Below are 23,295 nucleotides of genomic sequence, written 5' to 3' on the forward strand. Positions count from 1 at the left end.
GCGTCAAGGGCCCCTGGGGCGGCCCATTACGGGGAACGCGCGGGGGGGGGGGGGCCCCCCCCCCGGCCGCGGGCCCCCGGGCCGGCACGCCGTCGTGCGGGCCGGCCCGTTCTCCCCGCTCAGCGGCCGCTGACGGAGGGTGCCGGTGCGGGCGATCCGCCGGCCACCGCGCCCGGGTGCGCCGGGGCGACCGGCGCGGGCTTGAGCCCGGGTGGCACCGGCAGGGCGCTGCCCTTGGCGAACTCGTCCCAGCTCACGTTCCACGCGGTCCAGCCGTTGCCCGGCTGCAGCTCCACCTCGGTGCCCTTGACGGTGACCAGGTCACCGACCTGTGTCACCCCCATCAACCAGTCGGCCGCGGTGGCGGAGACGTTCGCGCAACCGTGCGAGACGTTGGTGTTGCCCTGGTCCCCCTCCGACCAGGGCGCGGAGTGGATGAACTCGCCGCCCCAGGTGTAGCGCTGGGCGTCGTCGACGTCGACCACGTAGCCACCGTTCGGCTCACCCCGGGTGTCGAAGGTGACCCGCTCGTGCTTTTCCATGATCACCATCTTGCCGCTGGAACTCGGCGTGCTCGGCTTACCCAGGCTCACCGGGATCCGGCGGACCTGCTTGCCGTCGCGCAGGACGGTCATCTGCTTGGTGGCGTTGTCGATCTCCAGCGAGACCTGCCGTCCGATCTTGGAGGTCGCGGTCCGCTCGGCGTCGCCGACAAGGTTCTTTCCGATCGGCAGACCCTCCAGACCGGCCCGGACACTGATGGTGGTCCCCGGCTTCCAGAAATCGGGGGCCCGGTAATAGACCTGACTCCCATCCTCAAGCCACGACCAGGCACCCGGTTGCGGCGGATTCGTCTTTACGAACAACCGCCGCTGGACATCCGCCCTGGCCTCTTTCGGAATTCCTGGGTCGAAGGCCACCGTTACCGGCATCGCCGTGCCGTACGTCCGATTGCCGTTGAAATAGAGGGTGCTGGTGATCTGCGGCTTGGTCGACTTGGCCATCGTCGTGAACGTGGTGGTGCGGGTGGTGGTGGCACCGGAGTCACCGGTCGCGGTCACCTCCGCGGTGTAGGTCCGTCGTGGTTGCAGCGGGGCGCTCGGCACCCAGCCGGAGCCGTCCTCGCGCGGTTCGGCGTTGACCTGCTTGCCCTTGTCGTCGGTGAGCCGTACGCCGGTGACCCGTCCATCCTTGACCACGGTGCCCACCTCGGCGCTGACCGGGACGTCCCGGGCCTTGTCCCCCGGCGTCACGGCGAGTTCCGGTGGGGCGGCGTGCTTCTTGGCCGAGCCGGTCGCCGAACCCCGGTCGGCGGTGCACGCACCCAGGACGAGTGGTGCCGCTGCGATGGTTACCGCCAACAGCGTCAATCGCCGCCTAGACGTCATGTTTCAGTCCCCCCGTTTTTCGACTTCCCTCCGCCACATTCTTGCCCGCTTGACGGGACCATTCGCGGCATTCGGAAATAATTGGCCGCGCATTTATCGACCCATTTTCCAACAATGCTCCGCTTGGCCCAAACAGGGGTTCAACCGACCCGTGTCATGCGCTTTGCTCCGCTTGAGCGACGCAACGTCGACTGTCCGAATGGCGAGCGGAGGCGGCGGCACCGTCGACCGGCGGCTCATGATCGACTCGGCTTCAAGGAAGTTGGGGCATCCCGGCCGCCCCGACACCGCGACTTCCATGAACCCCACGGGAAGTAGAAGGTCAGGCCCGGTGGCGCACCTCGTGGGCGGACTTTTGTCAGTTGAAGCGAAACTTCCGGCGAACGCGACAAAGCTTTGCCTTCGTCCGGAGGCAAGGGTAAGGTCTGGATCTAGATAGAGGGTTGCCCATTCGTCGATCAACTTGCCGCCACCTCTGCCGGGTCGCCGCGTTCCGCTCCCGATGGGTCCGGGCCGCACCCGCGCCGTCCCTCACCGTCCAGCCGGAGCCCGCCTCCGGCCGGTTCGGCGCGCCCGGCGGACGGCAGTCAGGTCGACCGCCGCCGACGGCGTTCCAGCCGTCAGGAAGGGACCACCACCATGGATCAACAACTCAACCGACCGGGGCCCACGCCGGCGTCCGAGCCGGTCAGCCGGCGGGGAGTGCTGCGCGCCGCGACCGTCTCCGCGGCCGCTGTCGGCGCCGCCGGTCTGCTCGGCGGCCCAGCCGTCGCCGCGCCCGCCGCAACCACCGGGCAGGCCCAGGGTCGCCGCCGGGTGCCGGTGGACCGGATCAGCATTCAGCTCTACACGCTGCGTGATCAGCTCGCCGCCGACCTGCCCGGCACCCTGGACGCGCTGCGTCGCATCGGCTACCGGCGAGTGGAGCACGCCGGTTTCGTCGGACGCACCGCCGCACAGTTCCGGGCCGCGCTCGACGAGGCCGGGCTGCGTTCCACCTCCGGTCACGTCGGCATCCCGCAGCCGTTCGACGCCGCCACCTGGGAGCAGGCTCTCGCCGACGCCAACGTGGTGGGCTGCAAGAAGATCGTCCACCCGTACTTCGGTCGGGACGCGAGCGGTCAGCCAATCCGGGACCCCGCCGTCTACCGGGCCCTGGCTCGGGACCTGAACCGCGCCGGTCGGCTCGCCGAACGCGCAGGGCTGGACTTCGGCTACCACAACCACCAGCTCGAGTTCGTGCCGCTGACCGGCGGTTCGACCGGGTTCGACATCCTCAGCTCGCAGACCGATTCCCGGCTGGTGCACTTCGAGCTCGACCTCTACTGGACCTGGCGGGGCGCCCACGACCCGGTCGACGTGATCCGTGCCAACCGCGGCCGGATCCGCCAGGTGCACGTCAAGGACCTCGACGTCGAGGGTGGTTTCGCCGACCTCGGCGACGGCGTCATCGATTTCGGCCGCATCTTCGCCCACGAGCGGGAAGCCGGCATCGAGGAGTACATCGTGGAGCGCGACGACGCGGGCACCGCGCCGCGCTCCCCCGCCGACGCCCTGGACACCGCTCGCGTCGGCTTCGACTATCTCGCTTCACTTCGGTACTGAAACCACCCCGGGGGACTCACCTGATGAACAGGACCGCATTCGCGTCCGCCCTGCTGTTGGTGACGGCCGGTCTGGCCGTACCACCGTCGGCAGCGTCCGCAGCGCCAGCCGCGCCGCCGGACAGCAGCTTCCAGAAAGTGACACTGAACGACTTCCCGGGCGAGCCGATGAGCCTCGCCGTCCTGCCCGACCTGCGGGTGCTGCACACCTCCCGTACCGGTGAGGTCCGCATCCACGACCCGCGCACCGGGCTGAACACCATCGCCGCCGACATTCCGGTGTACGAGCACGACGAGGAGGGGTTGCAGGGCGTCGCCATCGACCCGAACTTCGCCCAGAACAAGTGGGTGTACCTCTACTACTCGCCGCCGATGGACACGCCGGTGGATGACCCGGCGACTCCCGGCGTCAACGAGGGGGACGCGCCGGAGACCGGCACCGAGGCGGACTGGCAGCGCTTCAAGGGCGCGCTGCGGCTGTCCCGGTTCAAGCTGGACGGGCAGAAGCTGAACCTCGCCAGCGAGCAGCAGATCATCGACGTGCCCACCGACCGGGGCATCTGCTGCCACGTCGGCGGCCAGATCGACTTCGACAGCAAGGGCAACCTGTACCTGTCGACGGGTGACGACACCAACCCGTTCGCTTCCGACGGCTACATCCCGATCGACGAGCGGGCCGACCGCAACCCGGCGTACGACGCCCAGCGCACCTCGGCCAACACCAACGACCTGCGCGGTAAGCTGCTGCGGATCAAGGTCAAGGCCGGTGGTGGTTACACGGTGCCGGCCGGCAACCTGTTCAAGGCCGGCACGGCGCAGACCCGCCCCGAGATCTACGCGATGGGGCTGCGCAACGCGTTCCGGTTCTCCGTCGACAAGCGGACCGATGACGTGTACGTGGGCGACTACTCCCCGGACGCGTCCAACCCGGACCCCGAGCGCGGGCCGGCCGGGCACGGTCGGTGGATGCGCGTCGACAAGCCGGCGAACTACGGCTGGCCGTACTGCGTGACGCCGACGATCGCCTACCGCGACTACGACTTCGCCACCGGTGAGTCCGGCGCCACGTTCAACTGCAAGCGCCCGGTCAACGACTCACCGCACAACACCGGCAAGCGCGTGCTGCCGCCGGTCGAGCAGCCGGAGGTCTGGTACGCGGCCGCCCCCTCGGCCGAGTTCCCGCAGCTGGGCTCCGGCGGCATCTCTCCGATGGGTGGTCCGGCGTACGAGTACGACGGGACCAGCACGTCGCGCACCCGCTGGCCGGCCTACTACGACGGGGTGCCGCTGTTCTACGAGTGGTCCCGCGACTACATCAAGGAGTTCCGCCTCGACGAGGACGGCGATGTCGACGACATCCGTCCGGTGGCGCCGTCGCTGGTCGTGGACAACCCGATGGACATGGAGTTTGGCCCGGACGGCGCGCTCTACGTCCTGGAGTACGGCGACGGTTACTTCGCTGAGAACCCGGACGCGCAGCTGTCCCGGATCGACTTCGTGCGGGGCAACCGGACGCCGATCCCGAAGATCAGTGGCACCCCGACCGTTGGGCAGGCCCCGCTGACCGTCGCGTTCTCCAGCGCCGGCACGACCGACCCGGACGGTGACAAGCTCAGCTACGCGTGGGACTTCAACGCGGACGGCTCGGTGGACAGCACCGCTCCGAACGCGAGCTGGACGTTCCCGGAGAACGGCTCGTACACGCCGACGTTGAAGGTCACCGACCGCACCGGACGGTCCGCCTCGGCGTCCCTGCCGCTGGTGGTCGGGCCGACCGCGCCGGTCATCGAGTTCGTCGCCCCGGAGGCCGGGCAGCCGTTCCAGTTCGGGCAGACCGTCGCGTACGAGGTGAAGGTCACCGACGACCTGCCGGTGGACTGCTCCCGGGTGAAGGTCACCTACGTGCTCGGGCACGATGAGCACGGGCACCCGCTGTCCACCTCGACGGGTTGCTCCGGAAGCATCCCCACCTTCCTCGACGGTGGGCACAGCGGCGCGGACAACCTGACCGCGGTGTTCGTCGCGGAGTACACCGACGCCCCGACCGACCCGGGCGTACCCCCGCAGTCCGCTTCGGCGACTGTGGTGCTGGACCCGACCCCGGTTGCCGGTCTGGCCGGCTGATCGGTTTCACCACGACAGTGGCGGCGGCCGGATCCTTCCGGCCGCCGCCGCCCGTCGTTCAGCGTCCGGATCTCGCCGTCACCATGACCCTGGCGTCCCGACGGCGACCGACGTCGGGTCAGCTCCAGTCGCTGTCCACGTGGTTGTCCCGCCACCGTCCGCCCACCGGCGGGGTGTCCAGTCGCATGCCCTCGTCGGCGTTGCCGGCCAGGTCGTTGTCCTCGACCCGGCAGTCCACGCAACTGCCCCGATCGGTGATCCACAGCCCGTGCGTCTGGGTCGGGTTGTCGTGGTTGTCCCACACCCGGTTGCCCCGGATGGTGGCCGAGTCGAACGGCGCGTCGACGGTGATACCGGCCCGCAGCTTCGGTGCGGCGGCCAGCTCGTATCCGCATCCCGGCGGTGGTACGTCCCCGCTCCACGCGCTGAACGCGTCCGGGCGGACCGGGGCGAGGGTGAGTTCGTCGCCGGTGTTGGAGGCCACCATGGCCACTGCCTTCCCGACCCGCAGGACCTTGCCCCGGTGCCCGTCGTGCGGCCAGTTGGCCGACCGGTCCACCAGGGACCGCTCGCTGTAGCGGACGGTGTCACCGGTACCTCCGGTGCCCTCGCCGTACTGCCGTCCGTTGTTGCGGATCCGGTTGTTGAGCAGCACCGCGTCGGTCATCTGGTGGTCGATCCGGATCGCGTCGAGGCCGTTGCCCCAGAATTCGTTGCTCTCGATCACCACGTCCCGGATCGAGCCCCGGTAGCCGCGCCCGAGGTCGTGCGAGTGATAACCGTGCCGGCCGTTGCCGCTGATCCGGTTGCCTCGGACGGTGTACGGGCCAGGGCTGTTACCGATGCTGACCCCGTCGTACATGTTGCCGTCGATGACGCAGTCGGTGAGCAGCCCACCCCGGCCGGCCACCGACGAGGTGCCCTGCGCCGACACGTCGAACCCGGTCTCCAGGTTTCCGGTCATGGTGCAGGCGGAGACGATCAGGCCGTCGGCGCCCCAGTCGGAGATGCCGAAGCGGTTGCCCTGACTGTGGCAGCCGACGATGCGGTAGCCGCGTGGCGGCGCCCAGTAGTCCTTCTGCAGCTCCAGGAAGATTCCGTTGGTGCCGTTTGCCAGGGCGGTGCAGTTGGCGATGGTCAGCCGCTCCACCGCTCCCCAGCCGCCGATACCGATCCCGATGCCGGCGCCACCCATCTGCTCGCCGTTGTCCAGTCGGCCACAGCCGACCACCACCACGCCGTCGATCAGGGAGTCCTGGAGGAAGTCGCAGCCCAGCCCGGTGGCGGCGGTGTGGTGGATGTAGAGGTTGCGGAAGACGCCCCGCACCACGTACTGGAGGCCGAGGCCCTTGGCCAGGTAGTTGTACTCGGCCATGGCGACGCCGGAGCCGTCGATCTGGAAGTCGGAGAAGGTGCAGTCGGCGATGTGCCGGTCCCGGTCGGCGCCGTGCTGCACGGTGGTCCAGAAGGCCAACGGGGTGGGGTCGGCCCGGTTGCCCTCGTTGCTGAGCATGAACCGGGTCGCCGCCGGGCCGGCCCCGATCAGCGACACACCGCTGCGCCACACGGTGCCCGCGTCCCGGATCGAGTAGATGCCCGGCGGGCAGTAGATGACCCGGGCCCGTCCGTCCGAGGCGTACCCGGCGCCGAGGCGGTCCACGAGGGCGGCCAGCGCCGGCTGGTCGTTGGTCGCGCCGTCACCGGTCAGCCCGTACTCCAGCGCGTCGCAGTACAGCGGCGCGCCGGCCGAGGCGGGCCGTCGTACCCGGACCGAGTTCAACAGCAGCTCGTTCGCCACGGCCACGGCGGGCTCCCTTCGACGCGTGCGGTGCGTTCCGGCGGGGCCGACTTCCCGGTGAGGCCGCCGGGAAACCCCGACCCGATGACGCCGCCGGCCCGATGACACCGCCGGGGAGCCCTGGGCGTGCGCCGGCCCCGGCGCCGCACAGGCGGCGCCGGGGCCGAGGGGGTACGCGTCAGACGGCGGCGATCAGCAGCGCCGGTCGCTCCACGCAGTCGGCGACGTGCCGCAGGAAGCCGCCGGCCACCCCGCCGTCGCAGACCCGATGGTCGAAGGTGAGGCTGAGCTGGGTCACCTTGCGGACGGCGAGCTGCCCGTCGACCACCCACGGCTTGTCCACGATCCGCCCGACCCCGAGCAGGGCCGCCTCGGGGTGGTTGATGATCGGCGTGGAGCCGTCGACACCGAACACCCCGTAGTTGTTCAGGGTGAAGGTGCCACCGGTCAGCCGGGCCGGGGGCAGGCTGCCGGCCCGCACGGCGGCCGTGGTGGCCGCCAGTTCGGCGGCCAGCTCGGCGGTGGTGAGCCGCTGGGCGTCGCGCAGCACCGGCACCAGGAGCCCCCGGTCGGTCTGCGCGGCGATGCCGAGGTGCACCCCGGCGGACTGGACGATGCGCTGCGCCTCGCTGTCGACCCGGGCGTTGAGCTGCGGGAACCGGCGTAGTCCGCTGAGGCAGATCCGGGCCAGCAGGGCCAGGATGCTCACCGGCGCGTCGGGCGTCGCGGCGTTGATCGCGGCGCGGGTCTCCAACAGACCGGTGGCGTCCACGTCGACCCAGATGGTCACCTCCGGGATCTCCCGCCGGCTGCGGGAGAGCTTGTCGGCGATCACCTTGCGGACGCCGGTGAGCGGGACGATGACGTCGCCGTCCCCCGCCGGGGCCGACCCGACCTGCGGGTCCGGCACGGCGGCGAGCCGGGCGGCGGGCGCGGTCAGCGCGGCCTCCACGTCGGCGCGGCGGATCACACCTCCGGGTCCGGTGCCCCGCACCGTGTCGAGGTCCACGCCGTGCTCGCGGGCCAGCCGCCGCACGATCGGCGAGATGACCAGGGCGGCGGGGGGCGCTGCCTGGCCGCCGGGCGCGGCACCGGCAGCCGCGCCGGTGCCGCCGGTCGGGCCGGCGTCAGCCGGTTCGGGGGCCACCGCCAGGCGGGGCCGACGCCGACGGCGGGTGGCGGTGCCGTGGCCGGTGCCGTACCCGATCAGCACGTTGCCCGAGCCGGCCCGTTCCTCCTCGCGGTAGGTGGCGTGCCCGGCGGGCTCGTCGCCCCCGTCCAGCGGCGCGATGGTGATCAACGGCTGGCCGACCGGGCGTACCTCACCAGCCGCGCCGTGCAGGGTGACCACCCGGCCGGCGTACGGGCAGGGCACGTCGACGACGGCCTTGGCGGTCTCCACCTCGACCACGCTCTGGTCGACGGTGACCACGTCACCCACGGCGACCCGCCACTCGACGATCTCGGCCTCGCTCAGACCTTCGCCCAGATCGGGCAGGAGGAAGACCTGCGTCCGTTCGACGGTGGTCATGCCGCCGCCCAACGCGCGTCCGGCTGGTCGTCCCACTGAAGGCGGGCGACCGCGTCGAGCACCCGGTCCACGCCGGGCAGGTGGGTGTGCTCCAGCATCGGCGCCGGGTAGGGGATGTCCAGCCCGGCGACCCGCAGCACCGGGGCGTGCAGCGCGTGGAAGCAGCGCTCCTGCACCCGGGCGGCGATCTCCGCGCCGACGCCCGCGAAGCCGGGCGCCTCCTGGATCACCACGCATCGGCCGGTACGCCGGACCGAGGCGCTGATGGTCTCGTCGTCGAACGGCACGATGGTGCGTACGTCGACGACCTCCAGGTCCCATCCCTCCTCCCGGGCGGCCTCGGCGGCCTCCAGCGCGACCGGCACCGCCGGCCCGTACGCCACCAGGGTGGCGTCGCGTCCGGGCCGGCGCACGACGGCCCGGCCGAACGGCTCGTTGCGGGTCGGCAGGGACGCCTCGGCGCTGGCGAAGTAGAGCTTCTTGGGCTCCATGAAGACCACCGGGTCGGGGTCCTCGATGGCCTCGCGCAGCAGCGAGTACGCGTCGTCGACGGTCGCCGGGGTGACCACCTTCAGTCCGGGGGTGTGCGCGTAGTACGCCTCGGACGAGTCGCAGTGATGCTCGACCCCGCCGATTCCGCCCGCGTACGGCACGCGGATGACGATCGGCACGCTCAGCGCGCCCCGGGTGCGGTTGCGCAGCTTCGCCACGTGGGAGGCGATCTGCTCGAACGCCGGGTACGCGAACGCGTCGAACTGCATCTCGACCACCGGGCGCAGGCCGGACATGGCCATGCCGACGGCGAAGCCGACGATGCCGGCCTCGGCGAGGGGGGTGTCGAAGCAGCGGTTCTCGCCGAAGCGGGCCTGGAGGCCGTCGGTGATCCGGAAGACGCCGCCGAGCGCGCCGACGTCCTCACCGAAGACGACGACCCGGTCGTCGGCGGCGAGCGCGTCGGCGAGCGCGGTGTTGAGCGCCTTCGCCATGGTGGTGGCCATCAGGCGTCGCCCTCCTCGGCGTGCGCGGCGGCCAGCTCGGCGCGGACCTGCTCACGCTGTTCGACAAGCTGCGGGGTGGGCTCGGCGTAGACGTGGTCGAAGAGGCTCAGCGGATCGACTGTGGGCTGCTCGTTCATCCGGGTCCGCAGGTCCGCCGCGTACGCCTCGGCCTGCTCGGCGATCTCGGCGACGGCCGCGTCGTCGAGCACTCCGCGGGCGCGCAGGTAGGTGTCCAGGCGGGCGACCGGGTCCCGGTCCCGCCAGGCGTCGACCTCGGCGCCGTCGCGGTAGCGACTGGCGTCGTCGGCGTTGGTGTGCGGCTCCATCCGGTAGGTGTGCGCCTCGACCAGGAACGGTCCCTTGCCGGCCCGGGCGTGGGCGACCGCGCGGGTGAGCACGGCGAGCACCGCCACCGGGTCGTTGCCGTCGACCTGCTCACTGGGTACGCCGTAGCCGACGCCCTTGTAGGCCAGCGACGGCGCGGCGGTCTGCCGGGACAGCGGGACGCTGATCGCGTACCTGTTGTTCTGCACGAAGTAGACCACCGGCGCCTTGAACACGGCGGCGAAGTTGATCCCCTCGTGAAAGTCGCCCTCGCTGGTTGCGCCGTCACCGATGAAGGCCAGCGCCACGGTGTCGCGGCCCTGGTACGCCTCGCCGTGCGCCAGGCCGGCGGCGTGCACGCACTGGGTGGCGAGGGGGGTGCACTGCGGCGCGGTGTGCACCTCGGTCGGGTCGTAGCCGCAGTGCCAGTCGCCGCGCAGCAGGGTGAGCACCTCGACGGGGTCGATGCCTCGGGCAACCAGCGCCATCGACTCGCGGTACGTGGGGAAGACCCAGTCGGTGTCGCGGACCGCGAGGACCGCGCCGACCTGGCACGCCTCCTGGCCCCGCGAGGACGGGTAGACGGCCAGCCGACCCTGCTTGGTCAGGGCGGTCGCCTGGGTGTCGAAGCGGCGGCCGAGCACCATCCGGCGGTACAGCTCGCGCAGCACCTCGGCGGGTGGTTCGGGGTAGTCGGCGCGGGCGGGCAGCGGCGTGCCGTTCTCGGCGAGCAGGCGGACCGGCTCGGCGTCCGGTAGCAACGAGCGCGCCGGGTCGGGCGGGGTGACCGTTCGACGGGTGCGCGGGGATGCCCTGCGGACCGCCTGGGGAGTGGTCGTCACGGCGGAACCTCCTGGGACGTGTGGTGAGCCTATGCTTCCGCTTGTGGATGATTGACTCAAGATCGACACAGAAGGCGGGACGGTTGGCATGCGGAGGGCGTACCAGTGAGCCAGGAGACCGCCGACGAAGCAGGCCGGGGCGCGGGATCGGGACGATCGGCCCGAGCGTTGGACGAGGTCGACCGGCGGATCCTCGACGAGCTGGTCCGCGACGGTCGGACGTCGGTGCGTACCCTCGCCGAGCGGATCCACATCTCCCGCACCAACGCGTACGCGCGGGTGGAGCGGTTGCTGCGCGACGGGGTGATCACCGGGTTCCGGGCCCAGGTGGCACCCGAGGCGGCCGGGCTGGGCACCTCGGCCTACATCGCCCTGACCATCGAGCAGAACACCTGGCGGGAGGTGTCGGCCGAGCTGGCCCAGGTGCGCTACATCGAGCACGCCGCGTTGCTCGGCGGTGACCACGACGTGCTCGCGCTGGTGCGCGCGCCGGACAACGCCGCGCTGCGCGACGTGGTGCTGGGTCGGGTGCAGAGCATTCCGGGGGTGCTGTCCACCCGCACCTGGCTGGTCTTCGAGGAGTTCGACGGGGTTGGCAGCCCCTGGGCGTGACCGCCGGCCTCAGCGCTCCGGCGGGGCCTCCAGCCCGTCGCGGTCGGCCAACTCCAGCAACGGTTCCAGCGAGTGCCGGTCACCGTCGAGGCCGGCGTGCGGGTCGCCGCGCTCGGCGAACCGGGTCGGCATGCTGAGCACGTCGAAGTCCTCCGGACGGGCCTGGTCCAGCTCCGACCAGTCCAGCGGCGCGGAGACCAGCGCGGCGGGCGTCGGCCGGATCGAGTACGCCGAGGTCACCGTGTGGTCCCGGGCCATCTGGTTGTAGTCCACGAAGACCGGCCGGTCCCGTTGGTCGCGCCACCAGGTGGTGGTGACCAGGTCCGGCAGCCGGCGCTGCATCTCCCGGCCCAGCGCGAGCACCGCCCGACGGCAGTCACCGAAGCTCCACCGCGGCTCGATCGACAGGTAGACGTGCAGCCCGCGACCGCCGGTCGTCTTCGGGTACCCGGTCATGCCCAGCTCGGCGAGGAGCGCCCGCACCTCGTGCGCCACCGGCACCACCTGCTCGAAGCCGACGCCGGGCATCGGGTCCAGGTCGATGCGCAACTGGTCGGGGCGTTCCACGTCGGCGGCGGTGACCGGCCACGGGTGGAACCGCAGGGTGCCCAGGTTGGCCGCCCAGATGACCACTGCCAACTCGCTCGGCGCGACCTCGTCGGCCGTCCGGCCACTGGGGAACGTGATGTGCGCCGTTCGCACCCACTCGGGCGCCCCGGCCGGCAACCGCTTCTGGTAGAACGCGTCGCCCCGGTTGGTCTGCCGGGTGGCGATCGTCGCGCCCTCGAAGACACCGCGGGGCCAGCGTTCCAGCATTGTCGGCCGGTCCCGCAACGCGCGCAGGATGCCGTCGCCCACCGCCAGGAAGTAGCGGACCACGTCCAGCTTGGTCAGCCCACGCTCCGGGAAGTACGGCTTGTCGGGGCTGGAGACGCGGACCAGCCGCTCCCCCACCTGGATCTCCTCCGCCGCCGTGGCCACGCCCTGAGGGTACGACGCACAAGCGCCCCGTACGGCCACCGAACGGACACTGGCGCGGCGCCGACGGAGCTGGGCGTCGACGGCAGCGATGACGCGCTCGCTCAGGTGAGCAGCAGCACGCCGACCACGACCAGTGGCAGCCCGACGAAGAGGAAGATGCCGACCCCGGTGAGCACGCGCCCTCCGCCGCCCGTCTCCCGCTCCGGCGCGGCACCGAAGGTGGCGCGCGGGCCGAGCATGCCGATCCGACTCATCGTCAGATCGCCCGTCATGCCGATGAGCCCGCCCACCACAACCAACCCGATGCCCAGCCGAGCGCCGTAGTCACCGCCGGCGACCGCCACCCAGATCATCGCCCCGACCGCGACCACCGCCCCGACCACAACGAACAACAGGACCGCTTCCCGCAGACCTCGCAAGACAGCCATTTATCGACCCCCGTCACCTGTCCGGCGCACATTGTTTCGCATCACCAGGTCGCGGTGCTGCCCCGAAACCGACAGCGACCACCGGACACGGTTACCGCCGGCGGCGCCCGGGTAGGGGGGCCGCATGGCGGAACTGGCAAACCTCTGGATCGTCCGGCACGGCGAGAGCACCGCGAACGTCGCGGCGACGCACGCCGAGGCGTCGGGCGCGGAGCTGATCGACCTCACCCATCGCGACGCCGACGTGCCGCTCTCCGCGACCGGCGAGGAGCAGGCCCGGGCAACCGGCCGTTGGCTGGCCGAGCTGCCGGACGCGAGGCGCCCGGATGTGGCGGTCGTGTCGCCGTACCTGCGCGCGGTGCAGACCTCGCGGCTGGCGCTGGCCGGCACCGACATTCCCGTCCACCGCGACGAACGGCTGCGCGACCGGGAGCTGGGCATCCTCGACGGGCTGACCGGGCACGGGGTGCGCCGGCGGTACCCGGACGAGGCCGAACGTCGGGAGCGGTTGGGCAAGTTCTACTACCGGCCGCCGGGCGGGGAGTCCTGGACGGATGTGGCGTTGCGGCTGCGGACGCTGCTGGGCGACCTGCGCCGTGACCACGACGGTTGCCGGGTGCTGCTCTTCGGCCACGACGCGCTGGTCTTCCTGCTTCGCTATCTGCTGGAGGGGTTGACCGAGGACGAGTTGATGGCGCTCACCCGGCAGGACGTGATCGCCAACTGTTCGATCACGGAGTGGTCGGCGGACGACGACGGCCGCCTTGCCGTCACCGCCTTCAACGATGTCGCGCACCTGCGTCAGCAGGGCGCCCAGCCGACCAGGGAGGACGAGATCCATGCCGAGCCGGTCTGAGGTGAAGGTGATCACCCCGGCGTTGCTGCGGGACTGGGCACTGCCTGTGCCGGTGGGCGGGAAGGAGAGCCGGGGCACCGTGCTGGTGGTCGGCGGTTCCCGCTTCACGCCGGGCGCGGTGCTGCTCGCCGGAGTGGCCGCCTTGCGCGCCGGTGCCGGGGTGCTCCAGCTCGCCGCCGCCGAGTCCACCGCGGCGGCGCTGAGCATCCAGGTGCCCGAGGCGCTCGTGGTCGGCCTGCCGGAAACCACCGACGGTGCGGTCGCCGGCGACCGGGACGGTCAGCTCGGCGACCTGGTCGCGCAGGCCGACGTGGTGGCGATCGGCCCCGGCCTGAAGGCGATCGACGAGACCAACCGTCTGCTGAGCCTGGTCCTGGAGGCGGCCCGCCCGGACACGTCGCTGGTCCTCGACGCGTACGCCCTCGGTGCGCTCAGCCACTCACCGGACCTGCTGGTCGGCTCGGGTCGACCCGTGGTGCTCACCCCCAACGTCACCGAGGCCGAGCACCTGCTCGGGCGGGAGCCGGGCGACGACCTGGACTCCGAGGCGGCCGAACTGGCCTCCCGGTACGAGGCGGTGGTGTCGCTGTACGGGCACGTGGCCGCACCGGACGGGCGGGGTTGGCGGGAGGAGAGCGGCGACGCCGGGCTGGGCACCTCCGGCAGCGGGGACGTGCTCGCCGGGCTGCTGGCGGGGCTGTTGTCCCGGGGTGCCGACCCGGCGCAGGCGGCCTGCTGGGGCTCGTTCGCGCACTCGGTGAGCGGCCAGCGGCTGATCCCCCGCTACGGCCGGATCGGCTTTCTGGCTCGGGAGCTGCTCGACGAGATCCCCCGCACCCTGGCGATGGTCTGAGGCGGTTTCACCTGTTTCCGCATTCGACGTCGGGGTACCGGAACCCCACCAGCCGAAACTCGTCAGGGAGGTCCTACCGGTGTCGACCGATGCCATCGTCCTGCTCAAAGAGGACCACAAGGAAATGCGCCGTCTGTTCAAGGCCTTCCAGGACGCCGAGGAGGGGCCGGCGAACCAGCGGCAGAAGTTGGTGGACCAGATCCTGGAGGCACTGACAGTGCACACCTACCTGGAGAACGAGGTGATGTATCCGGAGGTCCGCCGACTGCTGCCCGACCTGGAGGACAACATCCTCGAGTCGTACGAGGAACACCACGTCGCCGATGTGCTCTGCGCCGAGTTGGCCAGCATGGACGCCGGCGACGAGCGGTTCAACGCCAAGACGACGGTGCTGATCGAGAACGTCACGCACCACGTCGAGGAGGAAGAGCAGGAGTGGTTCCCCAAGGTCCGCGACGCGCTGGGCCGCAAGCAGCTCCAGGAGATCGGCGAGAAGATGATCGCGCTGCGCGCGGACGCACCGCGTACCCCCACCGCCCCGAAGGCGATCAAGAAGGCGCTCGATGCGGTGACGGCCTGAGACACCCGCTCACACCGAAGGGCCCGGCACAACGCCGGGCCCTTCGTCGTGCCGCCCCGGCCCGGCCCCGGCCCGGGCGGGGCGGGGGCGGGGGTTAGCTTCCTGAGCCTGGTTCGGCCATCCGGCGGTGCTGCTCGGACTTGAGCCGGTCCGGAATGATCTTGCCGGCGGCGGTCTGCACCTTGTTGATCAGCGAGCCGGCGGTGATCGTCTGATCACCCCTCATCACGTTGGCGGGGTCGCCTCCCGGAGGGCGGCCCGAACGGCCGGTTCCGGCCCGGTAGGATCCTCCCCGGGCCGTTACTGGCGCGTGGGGATGGAGAACCATCGGGGAGCGGCCTCGTCACGTGGACGTTTGCCGAGCGCCTGGGCCTTCCGCCGCACGTCTGTTGGAGGTCGCATGTCCCGCAACGCAGAGTCCACCGCATTCCGGAGTGCCCTTGAGGTGATCCGGGCTGTCGAGCCGCGGGTCGCCGACGCCATCGGCGCCGAGCTGACCGACCAGCGGGAGTCACTCAAGCTGATCGCCAGCGAAAATTACGCCTCCCCGGCGACCCTGCTGGCCATGGGCAACTGGTTCAGCGACAAGTACGCCGAGGGCACCGTCGGCCGCCGCTTCTACGCCGGCTGCCAGAACGTCGACACCGTCGAGGCCCTCGCCGCCGAGCACGCCCGGGAGCTGTTCGGCGCCGCGCACGCGTACGTGCAGCCGCACTCGGGCATCGACGCCAACCTGGTCGCCTTCTGGGCGGTGCTCGCCGACCGGGTGGAGTCCCCCGCCCTGAAGAAGGCCCAGGTCCGCCAGGTCAACGACCTCACCGAGGCCGACTGGTTCGCGCTGCGCCGCGAGCTGGGCAACCAGCGGATGCTCGGCATGTCGCTGGACGCCGGCGGCCACCTCACCCACGGTTTCCGGCCGAACATCTCCGGCAAGATGTTCGACCAGCGCAGTTACGGCACCGACCCGGCGACCGGTCTGATCGACTACGACCGGGTGGCCGAGGCCGCCCGCGAGTTCAAGCCGCTGATCCTGGTGGGCGGCTACTCCGCGTACCCACGGAAGGTGAACTTCCGGATCCTGCGCGAGATCGCCGACTCGGTCGGCGCGACCTTCATGGTCGACATGGCGCACTTCGCGGGCCTGGTGGCCGGCAAGGTGTTCACCGGCGACTTCGACCCGGTGCCGCACGCGCACATCGTCACGACCACCACCCACAAGTCGCTGCGCGGCCCGCGCGGCGGCATGGTGCTCTGCCAGCCCGAGCTGGCCGACCAGGTGGACCGGGGCTGCCCGATGGTGCTCGGCGGGCCGCTGCCGCACGTGATGGCCGCCAAGGCTGTCGCGCTCGCCGAGGCCCGCCGGCCCGACTTCGCCGACTACGCCCAGCGGATCGTGGACAACTCGCAGGCCCTCGCCGAAGGGCTGTTGCGTCGGGGCGCGACGCTCGTCACCGGTGGCACCGACAACCACCTGGTGCTGATCGACGTGTCCGGCTACGGGCTCACCGGCCGGCAGGCCGAGCAGGCACTCCTCGACTCGGGCATCGTCACCAACCGCAACTCGGTCCCGCAGGACCCGAACGGCGCCTGGTACACCTCCGGCATCCGGATCGGCACCCCGGCGCTGACCACCCGGGGCCTGGGCACCGCCGAGATGGACCAGACCGCCGAGTTGATCCACACCGTGCTGACCCAGACCACCGCCGGCGCCAACGCCGACGGCACCCCGTCGAAGGCGAAGTACACGCTGGACGCTGGCCTGGCCGACAAGATCGCTGGCCAGGCCACCGACCTGCTGGCCACGTACCCGCTCTACCCCGGCATCGACCTGAGCTGACCCGACCAACTCGCGTCGATCATGGAGTTGTGGTGCCCGATTGAGGGCGGATAGCGAATTTCGCCCACCACCACAACTCCATGATCGACGCGGACGGGGGCGGACGGGGCGGAGGGGCGGGGTCAGGCCATGGGGCGTTTGAGGTGGTAGCGGTGGACTTCGGTGCTGCCTTGGACGTTGTTGACGTCCTCGGCGGCGGAGACCAGCTCCCACCCCTCGCGGCCGGCGCGGTTGAGGTGCGCGATGGCGGTGTCGCCGTAGGCGGTGATGTCCTTGCGGGACCCGTCCGGCGCGTACCAGACGAACGAGACGTGAAAATTGCGGCCCTGTCCCTGATAGCGACGGACGAGCAGGGCGTACTCCCAGGCAACCATGCGGCTTATTATGACCGTCCAACGAGGACGGCGGCACGCGGGTCGTCGCGCATTGCCATCCGATGAACGCGGTGTGTCAACCCGCCCGGCGCGTCAACTCGTCGGTGATCAGCGCCGCGAGGCGATCCAGCCCGACGTCGATCTGCTCCGGTGTGACAGCGCTGACCGACAACCGCAACGCGCACACCGGCGCGGAGTCGTCGTAGAAGTGCGCCATCGGCGTCCACAGCACCCCGTAGTCGCGCGCCGATCGGTCCAGCAACGCGTCGTCGACCGGGAACGGCACTGTCACCACCACGAAGAACCCGCCGGCCGGCACCGTCCACCGCACCCCGGGCTGGTCCGGGTGCTCCGGCTGGTCCGGCTGAGCCGGAAAGCGCCGGGTGAGGCCGGCCACCAGGTGGCGCAGATTCCTGGTGTACGCGGACCGCTCCCGGGTGTTGGCGGCCACCAGGCTGCAACCGTGCTCCAGCAGCCGGCCGCCGATCACCGCCTGCGCGATCGGTGACGTGTTCACGGTGACCATGCTCTTGATCATGGCGAGCTGGTCGGCGAGCGTGCCGACCCGCCCGCCCGGGCCGCCGACCCGCTGGTCGGCGACGACGTAGCCGACCCGCGCCCCGGGGAGCACGGTCTTGGCGAACGAGCCGAGGTAGACGACCCGTCGGCCGGTGTCCAACGCCTTCAGGGTGGGCGGGCGCGGCCCGTCATCGCTGTGGAACAGTCCGTACGGGTTGTCCTCCAGCAGCAGCAGATCCTCCTGCGCCGCCAGGTCCAGCAACCGTTGCCGGTGTGCGGTGTCGATACTGACGCCGGAGGGGTTGGCGAAGTCCGGCATCAGGTAGCAGGCGCGCGGCCGCAGCCCCGCAGCCCGGGCCCGGCGCACCTGGGCGGCCAGGTCGGCCAGGTCGACCCCGGTCGGCCCACCGGCGACCGGCCACACCGGCAGGTCCACCAGCCGGGCTGCCCCGGTCAGGCCGACGTAGGTCGGGGCGACCGCGAGCAGCACATCCGCCGGGCCGGCCCGCAACGCCCGCAGCACCAGGAACATCGCCTCCTGGCAGCCGACGGTCACCACCACGTCCTCCGGGTCGACGGTGATCCCCTCGTCGACGGCGAGGTTGCGGGCGATCAGGTGGTGCACGATGCCCTTGGTCCTGCCGTACTGCAGCAGCAGCCGCCGGGCCTGCTCGGGTCGGTGCCCAAGGTCGTCGACGAGGTGCCGGTGGAAGGTGTCCAGGTGCCGGTGCACCGCCGCGACGTCGAAGAACTCCTCGTACGGCCGGCCGGCCGCGAGGGACACCGCCGTCGGGTGACGCTCGGACACCTCGTTGAGGAAGTTCATCGAGGTCAGCGCCGGATCGCCCAGCGCGGGGTGCAGGTCGGCGACGGTCAGGTCGACCGGTTCGGCAGCGCTCATCACTCAGCCCACCCCGAGGGTGCGCAGCTGGCCGGCCGCCACCACGTCGGCGCAGCCGGCCAGGGTGAGCGCATCGGTCAGCTCGGCGGCGAGCAGCCCCAACGCGTCCCGGGCGGCCGGTTCGCCACCGGCTGCGAGGGCCCAGAGCAGCGGTCGGCCGACAAGCACCCCGGCCGCGCCCAACGCCAGCGCCCGCAGCACGTCGGTGCCGCAACGGATGCCGCTGTCGAGCAGCACCTGGCAGCCGTCCCCGACCGCGTCGACGACCTCCGGCAGCATGGTGACGCTCGCCGGTGAGCCGTCCAGTTGCCGCCCGCCGTGGTTGGAGACGACCACCGCGTCGGCGCCGACCCGTACCGCCTCGGTCGCGTCGCGCGGGTCCAGCAGCCCCTTGACCACCAGCGGCAGGTCGACCTGCTCGCGCAGCCAGGCCAGGTCCGCCCAGCGCAGCGCCGGCGCGAACGACGCGGCGGTGTGCGCGGCGATCGCGGACACCCCGGGGGCGCCGGAGTGCGCCAACGCGTCTCGACCGTCGGGGAGGTTCGCGGCGACCACCTCGGTCGGCAGCCGGAACGCGTTGCGCAGGTCCCGGGGACGTCGGCCGAGCACCGGGACGTCCACTGTGACCACCAGCGCCCGGCAGCCGGCCGCGACGACCCGGTCCAGCAGGTCGCGGACGAGCGCCCGGTCGCGCAGCCAGTAGAGCTGGAACCAGACGTCCGCCCCCGCCCGGGTGACCTGTTCGATGGGGGTGCTGCCCAGCGTGCTGGCCAGGTACGGGATCCCGGCCGCGCCGGCCGCCGCGGCCAGAGCGAGCTCTCCGTCCGGGTGCACGAGCCGCTGGTACGCCATCGGCGCCACCCCGACCGGCATGGCGTACCGACGGCCGAGCAGGTGGGCGCCGAGGTCGACGGTGTCCACGCCGCGCAGCACCCGGGGCAGCACCGCGACCCGGTCCAACGCGCGACGGTTCGCGGCGAGGGTCACCTCCGACGCGCTGCCGCCGGCCAGGTAGTCCCACACGTCCGGCGGCAGCACGGCCCGGGCGCGCTCGGCGTAGTCGGCGAGCGACACGGCCGGCCGGTCGGCCAACCCCCGCTCACCCATCGCCGGGCCCCGCCGCGGCCCCGCCGGCCGCCTCGCCCGAGCCCGCCGAGGCCGGCAGTCCGAAGCGCTCGCGGAGGAAGACCGCCGCGCTTTCCTGCGCGTGCCGCCCGTCGGTGAAGGTGCCCGGCATGGCGAAGAACCCGTGGATCATGCCGGGGTAGTGCGCCAGCCGGGTGGGCACGCCGGCGTCGCGCAGCCGATCGGCGTACCGCTGCCCCTCGGCGCACAGGGGATCCAGTTCGGCGGTGATCACCAGCGCCGGCGGCAACCCGGACAGGTCCTCGGCGAGCAGCGGCGAGGCCAGCGGGTCCCTCGCGTGGGCCGGGTCGACCAGGTAGTTCCTCCGGTACCAGACGACCGATCGGCGGTTGAACAGCGCCGGGTCCTCGTCCCCGGCCGGTTCGCCGCTCTGGTCGGTGTTCGGGTAGACCAGCAGTTGCGCGGCGAGCGGCGGCCCGTCCGTACGGCTGAGCAGGGTGACCGCGGCGGCCAGGTTCCCACCGGCGCTGTCCCCACCGACCGCCAGTCGGGTCGGGTCGGCGCCCAGCTCGTCGGCGTGCCGGGCGATCCACGAGGTGGCGGCGTGGCAGTCGTGCACCGCCGCCGGGAAGGGGTGCTCCGGTGCGAGGCGGTAGCCGACGGTGATCACCTGACAGGGCACGGCGTTGGCCAGCCGCCGGCAGATGCCGTCGGCGGTGTCGATGCTGCCGAGCGTCCACCCGCCGCCGAAGAAGTACAGCACTGTGGGCAGCGGACCCGACCCGGCCGGTCGGTACACCCGCAGCGGCAGCTCCCCGGCGGGGCCGGGGATCCGCTCGTCGCGTACCTCGGCCACCGGCTCGACCGCGCCGCTGCCGGCGCGGATCGCGGCCAGGTCCGCGGCGCGCGCCTCGGAGAGGGTCTGTGCGTACAGCGGTGGGGCGCCGGCCGCGGCGCGGGCCGCCCGGTACGCGGCCACCTCCGGGTGTGCTGCCATGTCGCTCCTATCCGCCGGTGCTGACCAGCAGCTTGTCGATGCCACGCAGGAACAGGCTGCCGCTGAACGTCGGTGTCTCGGTGACCGTCAGCGCGGGGAACCTGGCGATCAGCCGGGGCAGCGCGAGGCGACCCTCCAACCGCGACACCGCCGCGCCGAGGCAGAAGTGCAGACCCACCCCGAAGGCCAGCGACGGCGGGCCGGGACGGGTCGGGTCGAAGGTGTCCGGGGCCGGGAAACGGGCCGGATCGCGGTTGGCCGCCCCGATCATGATCAGCACGTTGTCGTCGGCGGCGACCGGCACGCCGTGCAACACGGTGTCGGCCGGCGCGGCGCGGGCCAGGAAGTGCACAGGGCTCGCCAACCGCAGCACCTCGTCGACGCAGCCCTGCGCCAGCGTGGCGTCGGTGGGCAGCGCCGCGACCGTCCGCGGGTGGGCCAGGAGTAGCGGCAGCCCGTTGCTGAACATGTAGACGGTGGTGACGAAGCTGGCGTTGAACAGCACGATCAGGTTGCTGACCAACTCCTCCTCGGTCAGCTCCACCTCCCCGGAGTCGAGCGCCTCGACCAACGCGCTGAGCAGGTCGTCCCCGGGCAGCCGGCGGCGGTGCCCGATCAACTCCCGGTAGAAGGCCCGCAACTCCTCAGCGGCGGTGTTGGCCGCGGCCAGCCGCTGCGGGGTCTTCCCCGCCACGTCCAGGAATTCGTCGATCCACTCCACCCGCTCGCGGTACCACGGCAGATCGGCGGCCGGTATGCCGATGAACTCGGCCATCACCAGAGCCGGAATCGGGTACGCGAAGTCGGCCACGAAATCGACCACGCCATCCCCGGCGTCCGCCATCCGGTCCAGCAGCTCGTCGACCACGCGCAGGATCACCGGCTCCAGCGCGCCGAGCCGGCGCGGCGTGAAGGTGCGGGAGAAGACGTGCCGCATCCGGGTGTGATCGGGCGGGTTGACGAACATCATCGAGGTCTGGAAGGTCCGCAGGATCTCGTGCTCCTCCCAGCCCGGCGGCGGTTGTTTCGTCCATTCCGGATCGCGCAGCAACCCGTCGACGAGGTCGTAGCCGACAGCGACCGCGGCCACCGTACGGTGCTCGGCGCGCGCCGGCACCGCGCTGATCGGGCCGAGCCGGTGCAGTTCCGCGTACCACGGGTACGGGTCCTGTCTGCCCTGCTCGCTGTACAGGCCGGTGAGTAACTCCCCTACCTCCATGATCAAACTCCTCCCCAGGATGTCGGTGACCGGGGGCGGCGGGGATCACCCGCCGCCCCCGGTCCGGATCACAGGTCGAGCAGCCGCAGCGGCACGACGTCTGCCAACGCCTGGTTGCCGGCGTCGTTCGGGTGGATGTGGTCCCCCGAGTCGTACGCGGGCAGCAACTGAGTGGGCCGGGCCGGGTCGCGCAGCACCCGGTCGAAGTCGAGCAGCCCGTCGAACTCCCTGCTGCCGCGCAGGTACGCGTTCACCGCCTGGCGGGTGGCCTCCTTCTGCGGCGTCCACACACCCGGCGCGCCGTGCCCCTCGTACGGGGTCAGCGTGGCCACAAGACTCGTCAGCCCGCGCTGCTGGAGCTGCTGGTTGATCTGCCGCAGCGTGCCGATGATCGCCTCGGGTGAGTCGTTCGACATCCAGATGTCGTTGATGCCCAGGTGGGTGACGACGGTACGCACCCCGGTCTGGCCGAACACGTCCTCGTTGAGCCGGGCCGCCGCGTTCGGGCCGAGCTGGTAGTAGCCCGGGTAGTTGCCGTCGCCCGGCTCGGTGCCCTCGTGGTTGAGCCGGTTGCCGGCCAGGCTCAGGTTGAGCACACCCGGGGTGCGCTTGTCCGGCCGGTCGGCGAGCAACCGGTCGGAGAGCAGGTCGGGCCAGCGCCGGTTGGCGTTGACGGTGCTGCCGTTGCCGTCACCGATGGAGTCGCTGAGCACGACCAGCGCGCCGGGGCTGCCCTTGCGTTGCACGTCGACGCCGGAGAGGAAGAACCAGCAGCAGGTGGGACGGGTGGTGAAGCCGGTGCCCTCGGCCGCCCCGGTCAGATCCCCGGCGCCGATGAAGTTGGCCTGCTGGGACTGCCCGTGGAACGTGGTCGGGCCGGTCGGCGTCGGGAAGTGCACTGTGACCACCAGGTCGCTGTCGTCAGCGACCGGGAAGGCCAGCGGGTCGCTGAGCAGTTCGGCGCCCCGGTTCATGGTCGCCGTGGTCGCACCGGTGAAGCTCAACGGACGTACCGAGGCCGCGTCGATGTCGGAGAGGTCGTCCGGTGTCGCGGTGTTCGGCCGGGCGACGGTGGCGCGACCGACGGTGACCGCCTGCTCGCCGTAGAGGTTGCTCAGGCGGACCCGCAGCGCCGGGCCGCCCACGGAGACGTGCACGATCATCCGGACGCTCTGGTTGTTGAGGCCGGTGTTCGTCAGCCCGACCGAGTTGCCCCGGGTGACCGCGGTGGCCCAACTGCCCGCCCACTCGGCGCGGGAGTCGGGTCGGCCGGCGGTGGTGCCGGACGGACCGGCGCTGGCGACGACGGCGGGTGCGCCGGCGACCAACAGCGCGGCCGCAGCGGCGATGACAGGCCATCTCTTCGGGGTTGCCGTTGCCATGGAACCTCCATCGTGGGGCAGCCCAGGGCCGTCCGCTGACGGCGCCCGCCTGGACGATGGT

Annotated in this window: 21 protein-coding genes and 1 riboswitch; of the genes, 7 read left to right on the forward strand and 14 right to left on the reverse strand. The window is 71.7% G+C overall.

The window, feature by feature from the left end:
- Positions 1-119: 119 nt before the first annotated feature.
- Complete coding sequence (locus ACFYPG_RS30790) at positions 120-1,388, reverse strand: Ig-like domain-containing protein (RefSeq protein ID WP_387354716.1); 1,269 nt, start codon at positions 1,386-1,388, stop codon at positions 120-122.
- A 639-nt stretch (positions 1,389-2,027) separates the two neighbouring features.
- Between ACFYPG_RS30790 and ACFYPG_RS30795 the strand changes: the two genes are divergently transcribed.
- Positions 2,028-2,993 carry a sugar phosphate isomerase/epimerase gene (locus ACFYPG_RS30795; protein ID WP_355008023.1) on the forward strand — a complete coding sequence of 322 codons (966 nt, stop codon included), beginning with the start codon at positions 2,028-2,030 and terminating at the stop codon, positions 2,991-2,993.
- 23 nt (positions 2,994-3,016) lie between these two features.
- On the forward strand, positions 3,017-5,116 hold the full coding sequence (locus tag ACFYPG_RS30800; RefSeq protein WP_355008022.1) for a PQQ-dependent sugar dehydrogenase: 2,100 nt from the start codon (positions 3,017-3,019) through the stop codon (positions 5,114-5,116).
- A 118-nt stretch (positions 5,117-5,234) separates the two neighbouring features.
- Here the strand turns inward: ACFYPG_RS30800 and ACFYPG_RS30805 are convergent, their stop codons facing one another.
- The 4 genes from ACFYPG_RS30805 to pdhA form a co-directional block, all read right to left on the reverse strand.
- Positions 5,235-6,914 carry a right-handed parallel beta-helix repeat-containing protein gene (locus tag ACFYPG_RS30805; protein ID WP_355008038.1) on the reverse strand — a complete coding sequence of 560 codons (1,680 nt, stop codon included), beginning with the start codon at positions 6,912-6,914 and terminating at the stop codon, positions 5,235-5,237.
- A 178-nt stretch (positions 6,915-7,092) separates the two neighbouring features.
- The gene (locus ACFYPG_RS30810; RefSeq protein WP_387354718.1) at positions 7,093-8,445 is read right to left on the reverse strand and encodes a dihydrolipoamide acetyltransferase family protein; all 1,353 of its coding nucleotides are present in this window, start codon (positions 8,443-8,445) and stop codon (positions 7,093-7,095) included.
- On the reverse strand, positions 8,442-9,446 hold the full coding sequence (locus tag ACFYPG_RS30815; RefSeq protein WP_387354791.1) for an alpha-ketoacid dehydrogenase subunit beta: 1,005 nt from the start codon (positions 9,444-9,446) through the stop codon (positions 8,442-8,444). The genes ACFYPG_RS30810 and ACFYPG_RS30815 overlap by 4 nt, the downstream gene beginning before the upstream one ends.
- The gene (pdhA, locus tag ACFYPG_RS30820) at positions 9,443-10,609 is read right to left on the reverse strand and encodes a pyruvate dehydrogenase (acetyl-transferring) E1 component subunit alpha (protein WP_387354720.1); all 1,167 of its coding nucleotides are present in this window, start codon (positions 10,607-10,609) and stop codon (positions 9,443-9,445) included. Before pdhA ends, ACFYPG_RS30815 begins: the two co-directional genes overlap by 4 nt.
- A gap of 105 nt (positions 10,610-10,714) precedes the next feature.
- Here pdhA and ACFYPG_RS30825 point away from each other — a divergent pair, with 105 nt between their 5' ends.
- Complete coding sequence (locus tag ACFYPG_RS30825) at positions 10,715-11,221, forward strand: Lrp/AsnC family transcriptional regulator (protein WP_387354722.1); 507 nt, start codon at positions 10,715-10,717, stop codon at positions 11,219-11,221.
- Between the two features lie 9 nt (positions 11,222-11,230).
- Here the strand turns inward: ACFYPG_RS30825 and ACFYPG_RS30830 are convergent, their stop codons facing one another.
- Together ACFYPG_RS30830 and ACFYPG_RS30835 are read right to left on the reverse strand one after the other, a co-directional pair.
- Entirely contained in the window at positions 11,231-12,202 is a 972-nt protein-coding gene (locus ACFYPG_RS30830; RefSeq protein WP_387354724.1) for a DNA polymerase domain-containing protein, read from the reverse strand.
- 101 nt (positions 12,203-12,303) lie between these two features.
- Positions 12,304-12,630, reverse strand: a complete 327-nt coding sequence (locus tag ACFYPG_RS30835) for a hypothetical protein (RefSeq protein ID WP_387354726.1) — start codon at positions 12,628-12,630, stop codon at positions 12,304-12,306.
- Between the two features lie 124 nt (positions 12,631-12,754).
- Between ACFYPG_RS30835 and ACFYPG_RS30840 the strand changes: the two genes are divergently transcribed.
- The 3 genes from ACFYPG_RS30840 to ACFYPG_RS30850 all read left to right on the forward strand — a co-directional run bounded on the left by ACFYPG_RS30840 (position 12,755) and on the right by ACFYPG_RS30850 (position 14,919).
- Positions 12,755-13,486, forward strand: a complete 732-nt coding sequence (locus ACFYPG_RS30840; RefSeq protein ID WP_387354727.1) for a histidine phosphatase family protein — start codon at positions 12,755-12,757, stop codon at positions 13,484-13,486.
- On the forward strand, positions 13,470-14,339 hold the full coding sequence (locus ACFYPG_RS30845; RefSeq protein WP_387354729.1) for an NAD(P)H-hydrate dehydratase: 870 nt from the start codon (positions 13,470-13,472) through the stop codon (positions 14,337-14,339). Before ACFYPG_RS30840 ends, ACFYPG_RS30845 begins: the two co-directional genes overlap by 17 nt.
- Positions 14,340-14,418: 79 nt before the next feature.
- Positions 14,419-14,919 carry a hemerythrin domain-containing protein gene (locus tag ACFYPG_RS30850; protein WP_387354731.1) on the forward strand — a complete coding sequence of 167 codons (501 nt, stop codon included), beginning with the start codon at positions 14,419-14,421 and terminating at the stop codon, positions 14,917-14,919.
- A gap of 94 nt (positions 14,920-15,013) precedes the next feature.
- On the opposite strand, the gene ACFYPG_RS30855 is transcribed toward ACFYPG_RS30850, so the two are convergent.
- A complete protein-coding gene (locus tag ACFYPG_RS30855) occupies positions 15,014-15,145 on the reverse strand; it encodes a hypothetical protein (protein ID WP_387354733.1) in 132 nt (43 codons plus the stop codon).
- Between the two features lie 63 nt (positions 15,146-15,208).
- Positions 15,209-15,298, forward strand: a riboswitch (ZMP/ZTP riboswitch).
- A 21-nt stretch (positions 15,299-15,319) separates the two neighbouring features.
- Here ACFYPG_RS30855 and ACFYPG_RS30860 point away from each other — a divergent pair.
- On the forward strand, positions 15,320-16,756 hold the full coding sequence (locus tag ACFYPG_RS30860; RefSeq protein WP_355008016.1) for a glycine hydroxymethyltransferase: 1,437 nt from the start codon (positions 15,320-15,322) through the stop codon (positions 16,754-16,756).
- A gap of 122 nt (positions 16,757-16,878) precedes the next feature.
- On the opposite strand, the gene ACFYPG_RS30865 is transcribed toward ACFYPG_RS30860, so the two are convergent.
- From ACFYPG_RS30865 to ACFYPG_RS30890, 6 genes are all read right to left on the reverse strand, one after another.
- Positions 16,879-17,139: a hypothetical protein gene (locus ACFYPG_RS30865; RefSeq protein ID WP_091397680.1), complete on the reverse strand. Its 261-nt coding sequence runs from the start codon at positions 17,137-17,139 to the stop codon at positions 16,879-16,881.
- 67 nt (positions 17,140-17,206) lie between these two features.
- Positions 17,207-18,550: a PLP-dependent aminotransferase family protein gene (locus ACFYPG_RS30870; RefSeq protein ID WP_387354735.1), complete on the reverse strand. Its 1,344-nt coding sequence runs from the start codon at positions 18,548-18,550 to the stop codon at positions 17,207-17,209.
- A gap of 3 nt (positions 18,551-18,553) precedes the next feature.
- Positions 18,554-19,657, reverse strand: coding sequence for an alpha-hydroxy acid oxidase (locus ACFYPG_RS30875; protein WP_355008014.1), 1,104 nt, complete (start codon positions 19,655-19,657; stop codon positions 18,554-18,556).
- Positions 19,650-20,633: an alpha/beta hydrolase gene (locus ACFYPG_RS30880; protein WP_355008013.1), complete on the reverse strand. Its 984-nt coding sequence runs from the start codon at positions 20,631-20,633 to the stop codon at positions 19,650-19,652. The genes ACFYPG_RS30875 and ACFYPG_RS30880 overlap by 8 nt, the downstream gene beginning before the upstream one ends.
- A gap of 7 nt (positions 20,634-20,640) precedes the next feature.
- A complete protein-coding gene (locus ACFYPG_RS30885; RefSeq protein WP_387354738.1) occupies positions 20,641-21,852 on the reverse strand; it encodes a cytochrome P450 in 1,212 nt (403 codons plus the stop codon).
- A gap of 68 nt (positions 21,853-21,920) precedes the next feature.
- Entirely contained in the window at positions 21,921-23,201 is a 1,281-nt protein-coding gene (locus ACFYPG_RS30890; RefSeq protein ID WP_387354793.1) for an SGNH/GDSL hydrolase family protein, read from the reverse strand.
- Positions 23,202-23,295: the final 94 nt, after the last annotated feature.

This window comes from Micromonospora sp. NPDC005553, from assembly GCF_042871765.1.
Lineage (GTDB): Bacteria > Actinomycetota > Actinomycetes > Mycobacteriales > Micromonosporaceae > Micromonospora.